Annotated in this window: 13 protein-coding genes and 1 tRNA gene; 5 read left to right on the forward strand and 9 right to left on the reverse strand. The window is 69.9% G+C overall.

The window, feature by feature from the left end:
• Window positions 1-14: 14 nt before the first annotated feature.
• Together ACG83_RS02015 and ACG83_RS02020 are read right to left on the reverse strand one after the other, a co-directional pair.
• A complete protein-coding gene (locus ACG83_RS02015) occupies window positions 15-830 on the reverse strand; it encodes a class I SAM-dependent methyltransferase (RefSeq protein ID WP_054564438.1) in 816 nt (271 codons plus the stop codon).
• Entirely contained in the window at window positions 827-1,312 is a 486-nt protein-coding gene (locus ACG83_RS02020) for a hypothetical protein (RefSeq protein ID WP_054564439.1), read from the reverse strand. The genes ACG83_RS02015 and ACG83_RS02020 overlap by 4 nt, the downstream gene beginning before the upstream one ends.
• 3 nt (window positions 1,313-1,315) lie before the next feature.
• On the opposite strand from ACG83_RS02020, the gene ACG83_RS02025 reads away from it, so the two are divergent.
• On the forward strand, window positions 1,316-1,861 hold the full coding sequence (locus ACG83_RS02025) for a hypothetical protein (protein ID WP_054564440.1): 546 nt from the start codon (window positions 1,316-1,318) through the stop codon (window positions 1,859-1,861).
• Between the two features lie 18 nt (window positions 1,862-1,879).
• Complete coding sequence (locus ACG83_RS02030; RefSeq protein ID WP_054564441.1) at window positions 1,880-4,072, forward strand: DUF262 domain-containing protein; 2,193 nt, start codon at window positions 1,880-1,882, stop codon at window positions 4,070-4,072.
• A 440-nt stretch (window positions 4,073-4,512) separates the two neighbouring features.
• On the opposite strand, the gene ACG83_RS02035 is transcribed toward ACG83_RS02030, so the two are convergent.
• Together ACG83_RS02035 and ACG83_RS02040 are read right to left on the reverse strand one after the other, a co-directional pair.
• Window positions 4,513-5,031 carry a hypothetical protein gene (locus ACG83_RS02035; protein ID WP_054564442.1) on the reverse strand — a complete coding sequence of 173 codons (519 nt, stop codon included), beginning with the start codon at window positions 5,029-5,031 and terminating at the stop codon, window positions 4,513-4,515.
• Between the two features lie 177 nt (window positions 5,032-5,208).
• Window positions 5,209-5,850: a hypothetical protein gene (locus ACG83_RS02040; RefSeq protein ID WP_152991233.1), complete on the reverse strand. Its 642-nt coding sequence runs from the start codon at window positions 5,848-5,850 to the stop codon at window positions 5,209-5,211.
• Between the two features lie 24 nt (window positions 5,851-5,874).
• Here ACG83_RS02040 and fxsT point away from each other — a divergent pair, with 24 nt between their 5' ends.
• Window positions 5,875-8,208 (forward strand): FxSxx-COOH system tetratricopeptide repeat protein, encoded by a 2,334-nt coding sequence (fxsT, locus tag ACG83_RS02045; RefSeq protein WP_054564444.1) that lies wholly within the window; start codon window positions 5,875-5,877, stop codon window positions 8,206-8,208.
• Window positions 8,209-8,741: 533 nt separating this feature from the next.
• Here fxsT and ACG83_RS02050 read toward each other — a convergent pair.
• Window positions 8,742-8,814, reverse strand: a tRNA-Lys gene (locus tag ACG83_RS02050).
• Window positions 8,815-9,124: 310 nt separating this feature from the next.
• Between ACG83_RS02050 and ACG83_RS02055 the strand changes: the two genes are divergently transcribed.
• A complete protein-coding gene (locus ACG83_RS02055) occupies window positions 9,125-9,598 on the forward strand; it encodes a PPOX class F420-dependent oxidoreductase (protein WP_054564445.1) in 474 nt (157 codons plus the stop codon).
• A 54-nt stretch (window positions 9,599-9,652) separates the two neighbouring features.
• Complete coding sequence (locus ACG83_RS02060; protein ID WP_235497524.1) at window positions 9,653-10,579, forward strand: ribonuclease BN; 927 nt, start codon at window positions 9,653-9,655, stop codon at window positions 10,577-10,579.
• A gap of 106 nt (window positions 10,580-10,685) precedes the next feature.
• Here ACG83_RS02060 and ACG83_RS02065 read toward each other — a convergent pair whose 3' ends face one another.
• The 4 genes from ACG83_RS02065 to ACG83_RS02080 all read right to left on the reverse strand — a co-directional run bounded on the left by ACG83_RS02065 (window position 10,686) and on the right by ACG83_RS02080 (window position 16,515).
• Entirely contained in the window at window positions 10,686-11,510 is an 825-nt protein-coding gene (locus ACG83_RS02065) for a DUF3710 domain-containing protein (protein ID WP_054564446.1), read from the reverse strand.
• A gap of 147 nt (window positions 11,511-11,657) precedes the next feature.
• Window positions 11,658-12,575, reverse strand: coding sequence for a TauD/TfdA family dioxygenase (locus ACG83_RS02070; RefSeq protein WP_152991234.1), 918 nt, complete (start codon window positions 12,573-12,575; stop codon window positions 11,658-11,660).
• Window positions 12,576-12,774: 199 nt separating this feature from the next.
• Window positions 12,775-14,214 carry a PP2C family protein-serine/threonine phosphatase gene (locus ACG83_RS02075; protein ID WP_235497525.1) on the reverse strand — a complete coding sequence of 480 codons (1,440 nt, stop codon included), beginning with the start codon at window positions 14,212-14,214 and terminating at the stop codon, window positions 12,775-12,777.
• 435 nt (window positions 14,215-14,649) lie between these two features.
• Window positions 14,650-16,515: a hypothetical protein gene (locus tag ACG83_RS02080; protein WP_054564449.1), complete on the reverse strand. Its 1,866-nt coding sequence runs from the start codon at window positions 16,513-16,515 to the stop codon at window positions 14,650-14,652.
• Window positions 16,516-16,664 lie beyond the last annotated feature (149 nt).

Raw genomic sequence — 16,664 nt, forward strand, 5'->3', positions numbered from 1 at the left:
CTCCGCGGCACCGGTCAGGGCAATCGAGCGTGCAGGGCGTACTCCACCGGGATCTCTCGCCCGGCGAGAAACAGCCGCCACCGGCCGTCCGACCCTCGGACCATCAGCTCCTGACGCCCCTGAGGGCCTTCGGCGTCGAGGTACTCGGAGAGCCTGGTGACACGCAGACCGGCCGCCGCGGCGGCTGTCACGATCTCCCCCAGCCCGTGGGGGTACTGCACGGTGTGTGTGGTCCGCAGGCGGGTCGCACTGTCGGCGTAGAAGGTCGTCGAGGGCAGGCGGTGCGCTGCGCCGCCCTGATAGGGAAAGTCGAACCGGACCGGCTCCGCGGTCTCGACCATCTGGGTCAGCGGATGCCCGTCGATCAGCACCATGGCCCCACCGGGGCGCAGAGCGGTGGCCGCGCTGTTCATCCAGGCGGCCACGTCCGAGATCCAGGGAAGCACCCCGTAGGAGGCGACCACCAGATCAAACGACGCGGCGAGGTCGCTGGGCAGCCGCTGCGCGTCCGCCTGGACGAACCGCGCGCCCAGCCCGGCCGCGGCGGCCAGGGCGCTGGCGCGCTCCACCGCGACACCGGAGAAGTCCAGCCCCGTCACGCGGGCACCGAGCCGTGCCCAGGACAAGGTGCCCAACCCGAAGTGGCATTGCACATGGAGCAGATCGACATCGGACAGCGCCCCGACCGCCGCCGTCACCTCGTCCCGCTCCCGGGCAGACAGCGCGCACCGCCCGGCGAGGAAACCTTCGACGTCGTAGTAGTCGTCCTGCCCGTGCAGACGAGCCAGTTCGTCCCACCGCGCCCGGTTCAGCTCCAGCGCCTCGCTCACAGCGTCGTCTCGTCAATTCTGAAAGGCGTATAGCCCGCCGGAACCTCCGTCACCGTCAGATCACTGAACACGAGTTTCAGGTTGTGCCCATTGCTGTCGATGTGGACTTCGTGAAAATTGATCCCGAGCGCGTTGGACCAGGCTCGGGCGCGCGGGGAATCATCGACGACGACTGCGCCGGGATACAGGGGCTGCCACCTGACACCCCAGACGTAGCCATCGAGATCCTTCCCGGTCTCGTAGTCGACGAGTTGGTCACTGAGCGACCTCTTCCAGGTCTCCGACGTGACAGCGGTCCGCACATCGACCTCAACGCAGTGACGGAACAGGTAGCGCAGGTGCGTCGGCGGGATGGCGCTGCGTGGTTCGGCACCGACGTACACGATCATCTCGTAGTCGCGCATGTAATCGGTGAAGGCGTGATAGACGATGGCGTCGTCGAACACGTCATCGAGGGCGCGCCGGATGGCGACAACATCCACCCCTTGGTTGTACACCTGGGTAGTCGCCTTGCCTCAGCCATCGGAGTCGTCGGCTGGACGCAGGAACGCGGCGGCAGGCGCTTCCTGGGCTACCTCGACTCACAGCTCGAGGCCGCCCATGCACTCCGCCTCGGCCTGCAGGGCGTCGAGCCGCTTCTCACCGGCCGCCTCGTCCGGCCGATGGAGTCACCGGACCGGGAGATGGTCCTCGCCGTTCGCCGCGGTGACGTCGCGAAGGACGCCGCACGGGCGGTGATCGTCAACACGCGGGAGCGTCTCGCCGAGCTCCTCGACAGTCCGCGCACGGCGGAGCTCTCCCCGCTGCGCTCGGCCCCCGACCTCTCGACATCGGACGACGCGTGGTCACATCACGAAGTTCACACATCGCAGCTGGTCACGGGGGTGGACAGGCTGACCGCCCGCGCCGACATGTCCACATCCGCCCATCTTGGCCGCATGTCTGTACAATTCCCCAGCCGCTTGGACTGCCACCCTCCCATCCCTAGTCCCAACGAGGGTCGGGCAAAATGGGTCGAATCACCGCGATGATCAGTATGGGGGCTGAGGATGAAGACTGACGTAGTCAAGCCGAAGGAGGTCTTCTACAACCCGACTCAGCTCGTCGTCCCCCTCTTTCAGCGGCCCTACGTCTGGTCGAAGGAGACGCAGTGGGAGCCGCTCTGGCAGGACATCGTTCGGCTCATCCAGGTGATCTCGGAGCACAACCCGTCGGCGACACACTTCCTCGGCGCGATCGTCATCCAGCAGGCGCCGACCACGCTCGGAGCCCTCCCGGCGTGGAATGTCATCGATGGTCAGCAGCGCCTCACAACGCTTCAGCTCCTCCTCGACGCGCTCCGCTCAGAGCTGTTGCGTCGCCAGTGGCCGGCCCTCGCCGAGCAGATCGAACCGCTCGTAGTGAATCCCCCCGCCTACCGCGAGACCGAGACCGACCGGTATAAAATTTGGCCGACGAACCGCGACCGCGATGGGTTCGCCTCGGTCATGTCCGCCGCCACCCCGGTCGATTACTCAAAGGTCGTGAAGTCCCGGCTTGGTGACGCCCACAGGTTTTTCGCCGAGTCCATCGCGGTCTGGCTTGGTGACGGAACGGCCGCTGAACGTCGTGCCCGAATTCTCGTCGCCACTATTATGGACCGGCTTGAGATCGCGAGCATTCGGCTCGACTCGAACGAGGACGCCCAAGCGATCTTCGAGACTCTGAACGCCCGCGGAACACCGCTCTCAGCCGCCGATCTCATCAAGAACTTCGTCTTCCAGAACCTCCCAGGCACCTCAGTCGAGATAGAGAAGGCGTACCTGAAATACTGGGCCGATTTTGAGACGCCATGGTGGGAGGCGGAGATCACCACCGGTCGGATCAAGAATCCTCGCGCCTCGCTCTTCCTCTGGCAGTGGCTCACCGCCCGCACGCTGCTCGACTTCCCGATCCGTGAGGTCTTTACACAGTTCAAGCACTACGTCTTCACTGTCGAGAAGAACATCGGCGCACTCCTCCCACAGGTCAAGGCCGCCGCCGACCGCTACCGGGCGATCATCGAGAACGCGGAGCGGCCGAACGGTCCGCTCGCCCGTGTGGAGCTGTTCAGCTACCGGGTCGGCACGCTCGACTCGGAGATCGCCCGCCCGCTCCTCATCTGGCTGGACGAGCCCGAACAGGCCACCGTCCCGCCGGCGGACCAGAACCGCATCCTTGAAATAATGGAGAGCTGGTTCGTGCGCCGCGCCCTTGTCAAAGCTCCGTCACAGGGCTCGAACCGCTTCGTCATCGACCTCCTCCAGCACCTCAGCGATCAACCCAAGGAAGCCCTCGCCAACGCAGCCGAGGCCTACCTTGTCAGTAACCACACGGCGGTCGGCTACTGGCCGGGTGACGGCGAGGTCCGCGATGCGCTGACGGGCGCCACCGCGTACAGGAAGTATCTGCGCGCCCGCCTCCGTATGGTGCTTGAAGCGCTTGAAGACGCCAAGCGTGGTTACCCGACCGGCGCGAAACTCGCGATGGGGCCGATCGCCCGGGGTAAGGGCAGCATCGAGCACCTCATGCCGCAGAAGTGGCGAAAGAACTGGCCGGCTTCGCTTACCCCAGACGAGGAGGCTGAGCGTGACCGCGTCGTGCACCAGCTTGGCAACCTGACCTTGGTAACGTCGCCGTTGAACGCCAAGATTTCGAACGGCCCGTGGAGAACAAAGAGGTTTCACCTCGATTTGGTCAACGACGTTCTTATCACGAACGAGGCGCTGAAGCTCGGCGATCCAGTGTGGGACGAGACGAAGGTCCAGCGGCGTACCACCCTTTTGATTGATAGGATCCTTCAGGTGTGGCCGGCTCCCACGGGACACGTCGGGCTCACGGCGGCAACGACCTCCGTGCCGAGTACGGTGACCGTCGATGTCGCGCAACTCGTCGCCGAAGGTTGGCTAGCGGCGGGGACCGTGCTCAAGCAGAGTTACCAGGCCGCATATATCGAGGATCGCGAAGCCGTGGCAGTCGTCGCGCAGGACGGGCGCATCTACATCGGTGAGAAGGCGTTCGGTACCCCCTCGGGGGCGGCCCAGTGGCTCAACGGTGGTCGTTCGATCAACGGCTGGTGGCTTTGGATGATTGCCGACTCCGGAAAACGACTTTATGACCTCCGTAACGAGTACCTGCAGAGCATCGGCGAGGGTGACGCGCAGGTCGTCGACGAGGTACCGCCCGATGCGGGGCACACGTTCGTCGACGAGGCGGTCGAGTGACATTCCCGCGCGTGCAGGTGATCATTTTTCACGCGGGTGCGTCGCCAGGGAATTTAACCCGAACCCGCAAATTTGGAGATCTTCGGCGTTGCATCGATCGGTGTCCCAGACGTCTCCTAGTGCAGGTCACGGGCTCGGTCTCATCCGCAGAGTCCCGTGGCCGTCCACCGTTGCCCGCCGCCTTGGCTACCAGCCTGGCCGCCTCACCATGCGTGCCGGCCAGGGCCGCGACCTGCAAGGCGTCCTGGCCAGCTAACCCCGTCGCAGCGGTGTAGGGGCCAGGCTGGTCGAGCTTGATCCGCAACTCACCGCCGACGCCGAGCAGGCCGCTCGTTCCGCCGGACTCGACCGGGCCGAGGTGCCGCTCAAACGCACCATCCTGTCCTCGCGAGGACGGCCGTGGTCCGCCCGCTCTCCCAGAGGGTCGCCGCCAGGGGGAATCACCGCTCGGGGAAGTCGGCCAGATTCTCCTCCCAGGCCACGGCAGCCGCCTGCAGGTCGGCGGCGGTCAGACTGAGGTCGAGGTCGCTGGCCGCCTGGCGGCGGCCGTCGGGCGAAGGTGGCGCGGCTTCGGCAGCCAGGTGAACCCGGAGGGTCAGGGTGTCGCGGCCACGGGCGGCGACGCTGAACCCGACGTTGGGTTCGACAAAGACAAGGCGATCGGCGGCACCGGACGTCCCGGTGAGGCGGTCAGCGACGGCCTCACGGAGCCAGCGCACCAGACGGCGAGCTCCGGTGGGGCGGTCAGCGGCGGCCTCACGGAGCCAACGCGCCAGATCGCGGGCCTCCCACGTCGTCAGACAGGGATCAACAAACAACCACGGCGCCCCGCTCACGGCACGCACGACGCCGGCGATGACGAGCCAGTTCCCGTCCCAACCCCCAGTCTTCGTAGCCGGGTACTGGTAGCCGACGACCCGCAACTCGACCGACGCGCCATCATCCGACGAGAGCAGCACCCGCCCAGCATTCCATGCGGATTCCTGTAGTCAGGCCGGTTTCCTTCCCGTAGCGATACCCCTGACGAAGGCGACGACGCTCCTGGCCGTCTTCTGGAGCCGTACCCGGGCGGTCCCCCTTGCGGCGAGGACCGCCGTAGACGCTCATCGCGCCAGCGAAGCGAGAGGCCCGCCGGCTCAGGTCTCATCTTGGTAGACGTTGATCATGGTTGGACTGAGCTCGTCCAGGATCGCCCATTCCGATCGACGCGCGATGGCCTGCGCCCAGTCGCTCAACTCGATGCTGTCATCGGAGAACCACCACTCGGAGTGCTTGCCGAGGGCGGCGAGATCGGCGCTTGGGGCGAACTGAATCTCAAGGTGCACCTGGATGTATTCGTCATCGTCGAAGCGGGCGAACTGCCGAACGGGCGCGAGGCGGAACGCGGATCCACCACCGAAGTCAAAGATCCCGAACTGGTAGAGCAGACCGTCGGCGTTCGGCTCGTCTGGGACGTCGAAGCGGACGGCAGCGAAATCCAGGAACACGGCCCACGCCTGCCGCACGGTGAGTTCGTGGGCAGCTGTTCTCTGCGCATCGACCTTGGCAAGCAACACCTGCGCTGCGTTCTCTGTAGGCACCGCCCGGGCAGACATCACCTGCACATCATTGCAGCCAGGCAACCGGCGGCCCGATGCGATGGTGGCAGCCTGGGACGCGCCGGGCGAGCACGGTGCGCCAGCGTCGCGCGGCGCGGTCCTTCCCTGGCGGCTTCTGGACACGGCGAGCGCGAGCCGACGAGGGATGATGTTCGTCTGGGTGACGGCTCGTGTCGTCATGGTGGGGCCTGGCGGGGGTGGCTGGTGGTCGAGGGTCTGAGCGGTGAGCAGGTGCGTGCGCTGGCCGAGGTGTTCTCGGATGAGCGGTCGGCGCGGTCGGTGCTGGAGCAGGCGGGGTTTGCGGCGGGTCGGTTTCCGTGGGGTGCATGGAACGCGGTGCAGTTCTGGTGGTCGGTGGCGGGCGAGCTCAAGGCTGGCGCGGTCGTCGGGGGCACGGCCCGTCTGCTGACGGCGGTGCGGGAGCTGTATCCGGGTAACGCGGTGTTCGCGGGCGGTGTGGGTGGCCGTGGGCCTGGTGGCCGGTTGGCGTGGAATGTTCCCGGCCGGCCGGTGCGGTTCGTCGGCCGGGAAAGTCTGTTGGAGCGGGTGCACGGGGCGCTTTCGGGGTCGGCGCGGGTGGCGTTGGTGGCGTTGGACGGGATGGGTGGGGTGGGCAAGACGTCGGTGGCGTTGGAGTACGCGCACCGGTATGCGGACGGGTTCGAGGTGGTGTGGTGGGTGCCGTCGGAGCGGGCGGAACTCGTCGGCCAGCATGTGGCCGGGTTGGCGGGGTCGCTGGGTCTGCCGGTCGGGTCGGAGCCGGGGACGGTGTGGTCGGCGCTGGGCCAGCTGGGGTCGTGGCTGGTGGTGTTCGACAACGTCGATGACGACGAGAGCGTCCGTGCGGTGGCGGGGTTCGTGCCGTCGGCGGGGGGCCGGGTGCTGGTGACGTCGCGGCATCGGGCGGTGCGGGGGCTGGGTGTGCCGGTGCCGGTGCTGGACCGGGCGGCCTCCGTCGAGCTGATCACCGGTCGGGTGCCGGGAGTGGACACCACGGCGGCGGGTCGGCTCGCGGAGCTGATGGGGGATCTCCCGCTGGGGGTAGAGGCGGCCGCGGGTTTCCTCGACGAGACCGACACCCCCGCCGGGGAGTACGCGGCGCTGTTGGCGGAGCGGCCGGGTAGTGCGGTCGAGGATGTGTGGGGGCGGTCGGTGGAGCGGCTGCGGGTGGGGATGCCGGCGGCGGTGGAGCTGCTGGAGCTGTGCGCCTGGTGTGACGCGGAACCGATCCCGCTGGACCTGTTCACCGGCCATCCCGACCGGCTCGGCGGAACGCTCGGCGGGCTGGCCAGGGATCGGCGGGGGTGGGCTGAGGTGGTCGGGGCGCTGGTCCGGTTCAGCCTGGCGCGTCGCGACGGTGACCGGCTGATCGTGCACCGCCTGGTCGGTGCCGCGGTCCGCGACGCGATGTCCGACACGCACGCCGCAGACACCGTGGCGCTCGTCGCCGGACTGCTCGTCGAGGAGCTCCCAGGAGACGTGTGGGGAGACCCGGCGTCCTGGCCGCGGTGGGAGGCCCTGCTCGCGCACGTGCTCACCGTGACCGACCGCGGCCGGCACCGATCGGCGGCGGCGTTCGGCGACCTGTGCTGGCTGGCGGACCGCGCCGCCACCTACCTTGAAGGACGAGGCCATCTCCCCACGGCGGTCGACCTGTTCGAGCGGGTCCTCACCGACCGGCTGCGGGTCCTGGGAACCGACCACCCGAACACACTGGCGTCGCGGAGCAACCTCGCCGGCGCCTACGAGACGGCGGGACGGGTGGGCGAGGCGATCGACCTGTACGAACAGGTGCTCACCGGCAGCCTGCGGATCCTGGGAGCCGACCACCCGGACACGCTGGCGTCGCGGCTCAACCTCGCCTACGCCTACCGGGCTGCGGGACGGGCAGGTGAGGCGATCGGCCTGTTCAAGCAGGTCCTGAGCGACAGCCTGCGGGTCCTGGGAACCGACCACCCGAACACGCTGATGTCGCGGCACAACCTCGCCTACGCCTACCAGATGACGGGACAGGCAGGTAAGGCGATCGACCTGTACGAACAGGTCCTCATCGACCGCCTGCGGATCCTGGGCCCCGACCACACGGACACGCTGACATCGTGGAACAACCTCGCCCACGCCTACCAGACGACGGGACAGGCAGGTAAGGCGATCGACCTGTTCAAGCAAGTCCTCACCGACAGCCTGCGGGCCCTGGGAACCGACCACCCGAACACGCTGGCGTCGCGGCACGACCTCGCCCGCGCTTACCAGGCGACGGGGCGGGTGAACGAGGCGATCGACCTGTACGAACAGGTCCTCACCGACAGCCTGCGGATCCTGGGAACCGACCACCCGAACACGCTGGCATCGCGGAGCAACCTCGCCGGTGCCTACGAGACGGCCGGACGGGTGGCCGAGGCGGTCGACCTGTACGAACAGGTCCTCACCGACAGCCTGCGGGCCCTGGGAACCGACCACCCCATCACACGCGTCATCAGCGAGAATCTGACCGCCGCCCGCACCTCCGACAACCCATCTCCCCCACCGCAACGGTGACCGCAGAAGAGCCATCCGTGCCGGACCGTACCGTTTGCCCCTGCTTCCCTGGATGGGTCGAACTGCGGTGCCTCTGGGACTTGCAGGGTGGCCACAGAGGGTGCCCCGGCTGACCGGCCAGGCGGGGCAGGCTGTGCGGTGAACGAAGCGACCTGGGATACGTGCATGGGCTTTGCGCCGGTGTCCGTTACTCGTTCTTCCGCCACCCGGCGTGCGCTGCGGCCGGCCGGCTTACGGGTGGACGGCGGTGCCTTGTCCCCGGACGCGGACCGCGTGGGCGCAGGGCGCCGGTGTCCGTGGACGTCCACCGGCGCCAGTCACGGGTTTGATCTCGTTCGCCGAGTCCGCCGTCCGCTGATGTTCGCAGGCTTGGCTGCCGCCCTGGCCGCCGTCCATTGCCACTCGCAACAGCCGTGAAGGCACACGAGAAACACACCCACGACTGTCCGTGAAATGCGGGGTATAAGCGGGATGGCCTCAATAGAAGCGAGACCATCTATCTTGTGAAAAACGCCCTGACCAGGGGCTACGGGTGCGCCGCCAGGGACTTGAACCCCGAACCCGCGGATTAAGAGTCCGCTGCTCTGCCAATTGAGCTAGCGGCGCATGCCTCCGCGTTTCCGCGGCGACGTGGACAACCATACCAGGCCTGCAGGGCGTTTGACGCCGAGGGGGCAACCAATTTTGTCGGCGGTCGATCGGAGGCCCAGGCGGCCTCGGATCCGGCCCCGGGTGCAGCCCGGGTGCGGCGTGTCGCCGGGGTTGGCCGATCGTTGAGGGCCTGGACGCGCGCAGTCGCAGGCGGCCCCCAGGACGGCTCCCCCCGGGTGCGGGACAGCCGGGACGAGGCGCGGGGCGCGAGCGGGCGGTCGCGGGTTGACCGAAGGTGCCTGGTGGCGGCGTTAGCATCGGGCGCGTGAGCCCGACCGCCGCACGTGATCTCGTTGTCGACCGGACCGCTCTGCTCGAGTTCGTCCGTCCTCGACACCATGGCATTCTCGTCACCACCCGAAGTGACGGAAGGCCACAGTTGTCGCCCGTGACCATGGGTGTGGACAGGGCCGACGACATCGTCATCTCGACCTATCCCGATCGTGCCAAGGCACGTAACGCACGCCGGGACGAACGGGCGTCGGTCTGTGTGCTGTCGGACGAGTTCAGCGGTGACTGGGTGCAGGTCGACGGAAGCATCACGGTGGTGGATCAGCCGGCGGCGGTGGAGGAACTCGTCGAGTACTACCGCTGCATCAGCGGGGAGCATCCGGACTGGGAGGAGTACCGCGAGGCGATGCGGCGCCAGGGCAAGGTGCTGCTGCGGCTGCGGATCGACCGCTGGGGGCCGATCAGCCGCGGCGGCTTCCCGCCTCACCTGCTCGCCGGGACGAACTGACCTCCGGGTATCCGTCCCGGTAGCCGCGGAACGCCGTCCGGAAGCCGTCCAGGAGTGACGTCGAACCGCTTCGGGCCTTTCGGGCGCGTCGGTGCGAGGATTCGCGACACGCTTCGCCTCGGTGTGGCGCGGCGGCGGATGCGGCGGGCGCTGCGTGGCGATCTGGCTTCGCGGCTCCGCGCGGCGGATCTGATCAACGGGGCGATGAACCTCGCCGCGCTGATTCTGATGATGTTCTTTCCGTTCGTGATCGCGTTGGCGGCGGCATCGCCTCTGGGTGCCGGCGGGGCGGCGGACATCATCATCAGGCGGATGGGCCTGAACCATGATGCGGCGATGGCCGTCGAGCGGCTTTTCACGCCGCGGGGTGGGACGACGGTCTCCGGTTGGTCCGTGCTGGGTGTGCTCTGGCTGGTGCTGGGTGGGGTGAGCCTGGCCGCGTCCATCCAGATGGTGTACGAGCGGGTGTTCCGGCTGAGCCCGGCGGGTCTGCGCGGTCTACGCCATCAGGTCATCTGGCTGTCTGGGCTGCTCGTGTTCCTGGCCGGTTCGACGGCGCTCGGAGCGGTGCTTACCGGCACCGCGGTCGGTCAGGTCGGCTACGCACTGGTCGTCGTCGTGATGACGGCGATGTTCCTGTGGGCGGGTGCCTGGGTACTCACGATGGGCCGGCTGAGCTGGCGGGCGGTCTGGCCGGTGGCCTTCTTCACGACGATCGGGCTGACCGGGCTGGGTGGGTTCAGCCGGCTGGCGTTCTCTGCGACGATCGTGTCGAACGAAAGCACCTACGGGCCGATCGGTGTCGTGTTCACCATCCTGTCCTGGCTGATCGGGTTCGGTGTGGTGATGATCGGTGGCGCGGTGGTCGGCAGCTGGTACGTCGAGGCGGGGGTTTCGGTCATCGACGTCCTGAAGCGGATTTCGACCGACAGCCGGCCACGGCACGGCCAGGCGCACGGGCAGAGACATCGAGAACCCTGATCCGGCGGGCCCCGGGCCGAGCCGGGCACCGCGGGACACCAGCCTCAGGTGCGGGCACCAGCCCAGGTGCGGACGCGAGCCACAGGCAGAGCTACAGGCGGCAAGGTCAGCCCCAGGTGGAGAGGTTGCGGCTCAGGGAGCCGGTGAAGACACCGGTGGACTCGTAGACGTCGCGCCGGCGTTCGAGGGTGCCGGTGCCGGCCGTGGTCGGCTCGTCCGTCCACAGATCGGACACGGCGACGCGGTGCTGGCCGGCGGGCTGGCGGTGGTCCAGCGGGAGGGCCGCTCCGGCCGGCATGGCGCCCGTTCCGCGCACGACCACCGTGCCGCGCAGGATCTCGTCCAGAACGGGCAGCGAGGTACCGGCGCCGGCGTCCGCGGCCTCGCCCTCCCCGGCCGGGGTGATGACGATCCGCAGGTACCAGCGCGGGCCTGAGATCCCGATCAGCCGGCTGCCGCCGCTGCTGAACTCCGGCCCGTACCGGCCGGAGGTGACGGTCGGCGTGCCGACCGGGGTGGCGCAGGCGGGTACGGCAGTCGTGCCGGGCGCGTCGGCTGCGCTGGGCACGTCGGCCGCGCTGGGCACGTCGGTCGCGGCGGTCGCGGCGGCCAGGTCGGCGCGGAATCCGTCCCAGGTGCCGCGGCTCTTCGGAGCGGCGAAGGCGGCCAGCCGAATCGTCAGCTGATCGGCCCGCAGGACGAGTTCCTGGACCTCGGGCCGGCCGGGGGCCGGCTGGATCTCGGCCGTCACGGCATCCGGCACGGCGACGCGCAGCGCGCCGTAGTCGACCAGCGGCGGCCAGTCCCACTCGGGCAGGCCGAGGTCCGGTGCGTCGGCCTCGTCGTAGGGGCCGGGGCCGGGCATGGGCGGCGCGGCCGGCGGGCCCGGGTCGGCGGCCCTGTCGCTCGCGGACCTGCGATGACCGAACATCAGCAACCTCCGCCGCGCCGGACCGTGATGGTCACAACCGAATCGTGAGCTCACTGGGAGTGTCACGCGGGACGTCCCAGGCCTGCAAGGCGTGCGTGCCTGTCGGCCACCGGACTCCGGCCGGTGCCCTGCCCTCGGATCGGTTCCTCAGATCAGCTCCTCGACGAAGTCCTGCGGCCGCGCGGTGACGAGCACGCGTTCCAGCTCCCGCGGGGAGTCGCCGTAGTCACGTACTCCGTAGTGCAGCAGGACGCGGTTGTCCCAGAGCGCGACATCACCGGCGGACCAGCTGAGTCTTACCTGGCACTCGGGCCTCGTGGCCTCGGCGAGCAGCACGCGGACGAGGTCCGCGCTGCTCGACCGGTCCCAGCCGACCACGACGGGGTCGAGCATGAAGCAGACGTAGAGGTGGCGTTCGCCGGTGCGTGGGTGTTCCTGCACCAGCGAACGCACGACGGCCGGGTAGTTCTGCCGGTCGATCGGCCGGCGCCTGGCCATGTGGGTCGTGTAGAGGTCCTCGATGGACTCCTTCACCGCCGGGCTGAGGCGGCGGTAGCAGTCGACGAGGTTCGAGAACACGGTGTCACCGCCGACCGGTGGCACCTGGACGGCGCGCAGCTCCGAGTAGTCCGGCGCGGTGACGAGGCTGCTCGCGTCGAGGTGCCAGCTGCCGGCGTCGTCGGGTTCCGGCGTGCGGTCGCGGTTGTGGACGAGATGTACGCCCGGCGTCGTGGGGTGGTTCGGGAGCACGGAGGGGAAGGAGATGAGCGAGCCGAAGTTCCGGCAGAACGCCACGTACTGGGATGTGTCGAGACGCTGGTCGCGGAAGACCAGGAGCTTGTGGGTGTCGAGAAGGCTCCTCAGGACGTCCACATCGAGCTGCGACAGGGGAACACGCAGGTCGGCGCCGTGGAGCTGCACGCCCGTCGTGGGGCCGATCATGCTCACCGACGCCCGCTCGAGCACTGTGCCCGCGGCCGGGCCCGGCACCGGTTTCCACGCCCCTGCGGAGGGCGTGGCCGCCGCGGAGCTCCGGTCAGCTGGTGGGTGTGGGTAGGCGCGCACGTCGTCCTTCACGGTCGGGGCGCGTAACGCGGGCCGCGAGTTGTCGACCGCTGGCCATCGGCCGCGCACGCACTGTCAGTGACCGGCCCCGGAGCTGAACCGGTCGGCGTGCGACGCCGCACGAGATCCGCAGACACGGAATAACCTTGGACTATAGACCGTATCTGCGGATATGCCGACGGTTTGTACGCCTTCGGGCTCAGGTCAGCGTGACGCCGAGGACGCAGACATCGTCCTCTCGTTCGCCCGGCCCGGCGATCTCGGCCAGCAGCGCGTCGCACAGCTGGTCGAGGTCGGTGCTGGCGGCGGCTGCGGCGATGTCCGCCCGATCGAGCGCCGGCTCGGACGGCACCCGTCCCGACGGCTTTCGTCCCGACGGCACCCGTCCCGACGAGTCTCGTCCGGCCACCCGGGCGGCGCTCGCGGCCAAGGCCTCGAGGCGCTGGGAGATGGAGACGTCACGGCGCTCGACGAGCCCGTCGGTGTACAGCAGCAGGCCCGGGCCGGCCAGCCGCAGGCCGCTCTGCCCGTACCGGTGGTCGGACAGCACGCCGAGCATCGGGCCGTGGACCTCGGGCAGGTAACGCGGGCGGCCGCCCTCCCCCGCGAGGTGCAGCGGCGGTGGATGACCCGCGCACGACCAGCTGAAACGCCCGGTGGCCGGATCGAGCTGGGCGATCACCGCGGTGGCCAGGATCTCGCTGCCGGAGCCGGCGAGGTTGGCCGACAGCTGGGTGGTGATCGCCGCGGGCGACAGGCCGTGCAGCGCATAGGCCCGGGCCGAGTGGCTGAGCTCGGCCATGAGCGCGGTGGCGCGCAGCCCGTGGCCGCCGACGTCGCCGACGGCGAGGGCCAGCGTCCCGTCGGGCAGGACGGTCGCGTCGTACCAGTCGCCGCCGAGGCCGACGTCGCGGCCGGCGGGCAGGTAGCGGGCGGTCAGCTGGACGCCGGGCACGACCGGCAGCTGCTGCGGCAGGATGGCGCGCTGCAGGGTCTCCACGGTGCACATCTGGCGTTCGTAGCGACGGGCACGCCCGATCGCCCGCCCGTAGGCGGAGGCCATCGCGCGGAGGAAGGCCTGGCAGTCCGGCCCGAACTGCCTGGGCTCGGGCCAGGCGAGCAGCAGCACCCCGAGCGGGCCGTCGCCGCCGTCGGCGACGACCGGGAGGCTGGCGCAGGCCTCGATGCCGAGCTCGGCGAAGACCTCGGCACGGTCGGGAAAGTCGCGCAGGTAGCGTGCCGCCGAGGTGTCGAAGCGGGCGCGGCCCGTCTGCATGACCTGGGTCGCGACGGCGGGGCCCCAACTGCCCGGAGCAGCCCAGGCGCGGTCGACGGCGGGTGGGCGGGGCCAGGTGATGACCCTCGTCCGCAGCGGCGCGCCCGGTGGGCCGCCGCGTGGGCCGAGGTCGCCGTCCTCCTCGAACAGCACCATGCCGGCGAAGGTGACACCGAGGCGGGTGACCGTCCCGAAGGCGACCCGGGCAACGTCCTCCACGGTCAGTGCCGTGCTGAGCCCGTCGGTGAAGTCGAGCAGTTCCAGGGATGCCTCCAGCGGCGACAGCGATCGGCCACCGCGGCATCTGCCCGCGTCATCCAGCGCCGCGCCCAAGGTCGGCACGGACTCGTGCCGGTCTGCCATCCCCGGCACCTGCACCTGCACCGGTTGCCCCATTTGTCGAATATCCCTCCGTGGACGAGACGGCCCCAGCCGGCAGCCGCCCGGCTCTCTTCAGGGGAACGAGCGAGCACCCGGGGGAATGCCGGTTGACCCCGCCGCGGCGCCAGAAAAGGGGTTACCGGACGAAGCCACCTCGACCGGGAGAGTGATGCGCCGCCGGCATGGGCCCTTGTAATGATCTCCGGAACGGAAAAGGGCCGGCGGGCGTAGCCCAATTCGCGAACCGACCGACGTTCGCCGCTGTAGGGGCACCTGACCGGAGCGTCACCCGTATCACCTGCCCCGGGCATTCTCGGCGGTTGACCAGAAGTCGCCCATGTCAGTCGTGTCTGTCAGGCATCGTGCTTGTCAGGTATCACCCAGGTCAGGCAGCACGAACAGGCGGCGGGACGACGGTCACGGACGTCCCCCGAGGGAAAGTCGCTGGCGCTCGGCGCGCAGGCCGACGGCGAGAGCGCCGACGGGTGGGCGCCGGGCCGGGTCCGGGTGCAGGGCGCGCGCCAGCAGATCGTTGAACTCGGCCGAATGGCCCGGCAGCGGCACGTCCGGCGCGGACGCGAGCCCACCGAGAGTCTCCCGGACCAGCGCCGCGACCTGGTGGACGTCCGCCGGTGGCCCGGGACGAGCCCCCAGGCCCCGGATGGGACGCGGGCTCAGGCTGCCGCCCGCCGGCACGGAATGGTGCCAGCGGCCGAGCCCCTGGTGACGTTGCTCGGGTGCCTGCCAGGGGCCGCCCTCGCCGGGGACCTCGGTCAGGCCGAGCAGGCCGAGATCGCGCAGCGCGACGGCCCGCCGGCCGCGGCCGGGGGCGGTGATGACGATCGCGTCGGGGGTCAGGCAGCGGTGCGCCTGCCCCTGCTGGTGCAGTGTCTGCAGGACGAGGCAGAGTTCGGCCGCCGCGGCGAGCGCCCCCGCGGCGGCGATGCGGTCCAGCCCGCCGACCGGCCCGCCCGCGCCGAATCCGCGCACACCGAACCCGCCTGGGACGGGACGGGTACGGGCCGGGCCGCCGCGGGTGACCGCGGAACGGGAGAGGCGGGAGAGGCCGGAGAGGCCGGAGAGGCTCGCCCCGGGGGTGTGGACGTCGCGCCAGGGCCGGCCGGTCGGCGCCGACAGCACCAGCGTCGCCGTGTCGCACCGGGTGAGCGCCTGCCGGTACCTGTGCTCGTGTTCGTACTCGTGTTCCTGCCCACGCCCGGGGCCAGGGCCGTGGCCATGGCCGTCACCGCTGCCGCTGCCGATGCCGCTGCCGTCACCGCTGCCGCTGCCGTCACCGCTGCCGCTGTCCTCACCGTTGCCGGCCAGGCCGTGCCGGGTGAGCGTGCGCGGCAGACCGGCGGCGCCGGCGAACTGGTCCAGCAGGTCGGCCTGGGCACGTAGGCCGGCGCGGCGGGCCTCGGCGTCAGCTGTCGGGCGATGTACCTGCAGGTGCCTGATCCGCACCGGCCGGGCCGTCGGCACCAGCTCCCGGGCGTCGGCGTCGTACTGCGCCCAGGACCGGTCCGGCGCGACGGTCTCGGTGACCGGATCATGCAGGAGATAGCAGGCGTGGCCGAGGCGGACCTCCGCTCCCCCGTACCAGCGACCGGCCGCCGGATCAGTCGCGTCGAGCGCCTCGTCGTCGTGGCGGGCACGCAACCGCGGCTGCCCGGTCGGGAGCCGCCTCCCACCGGTCGACGGCCACCCCTCGCCGGTACCGGCCGAGGGCCGTACCTCGCCAGTCGCCGGCTGCCGCTCGCCAGTCGACGTCCGCCGCTCGGCCTGGACGTCGTCGTAGTAAGCACGGCGGATGTCGTCGGTGTCGGGACGCATCAGCAGGGAGCGCAGGCGCGTCTCGTCCCACAGCTCGATGGCGATGTTCATCTCCCGCTGGCGGCCGTCGCGCCAGGCCGTCCAACGCCGGCGGGCTTCCGGCGGAAGGCTCACCGGGACGCACAGCACCCAGCTTTCGATCCCGTAGCCGTTCTCGCGCGCCGCCCGGCAGGCCCGCGCGAAGGAGTGCTCGACGTTGCGCAGCTGGTCGGCGGCCAGGCGGTCGATGACGTAGCGGACCTGCCAGATCCGGACCTGGCTGGTGAGATCGCCGAGGAAGACATCGACGCCCCGGTCGCCCTGGATCGGGGCGACGCCGTGCGCCGGGCCGTGCAGGCGGTCGACGAGTGAGGTCACCATCCGCTCGAACGCGGCCCGGCCGCCCTCGACGCCGAGCCGGGACCGGTGAACGTGGAAGTCGACGGGCCCGCCCCCCGCCGGAAGGTCCACGGCCGCACCCCCTCGCCGATTTCACCGGCTTCACCGAGCCCGGCTACTCCCGGCACAACACGAACTGTCGCCAGCGGACTCTACCCTCGCCGCTTTCGGTGAAAGCGGCGAATAGCGAAAGTCATCGATAGGCGGGCGGGTGCACCGGT

The sequence above is a fragment of the Frankia sp. R43 genome (assembly GCF_001306465.1).
GTDB classification, from domain to species: Bacteria; Actinomycetota; Actinomycetes; order Frankiales; family Frankiaceae; genus Parafrankia; species Parafrankia irregularis.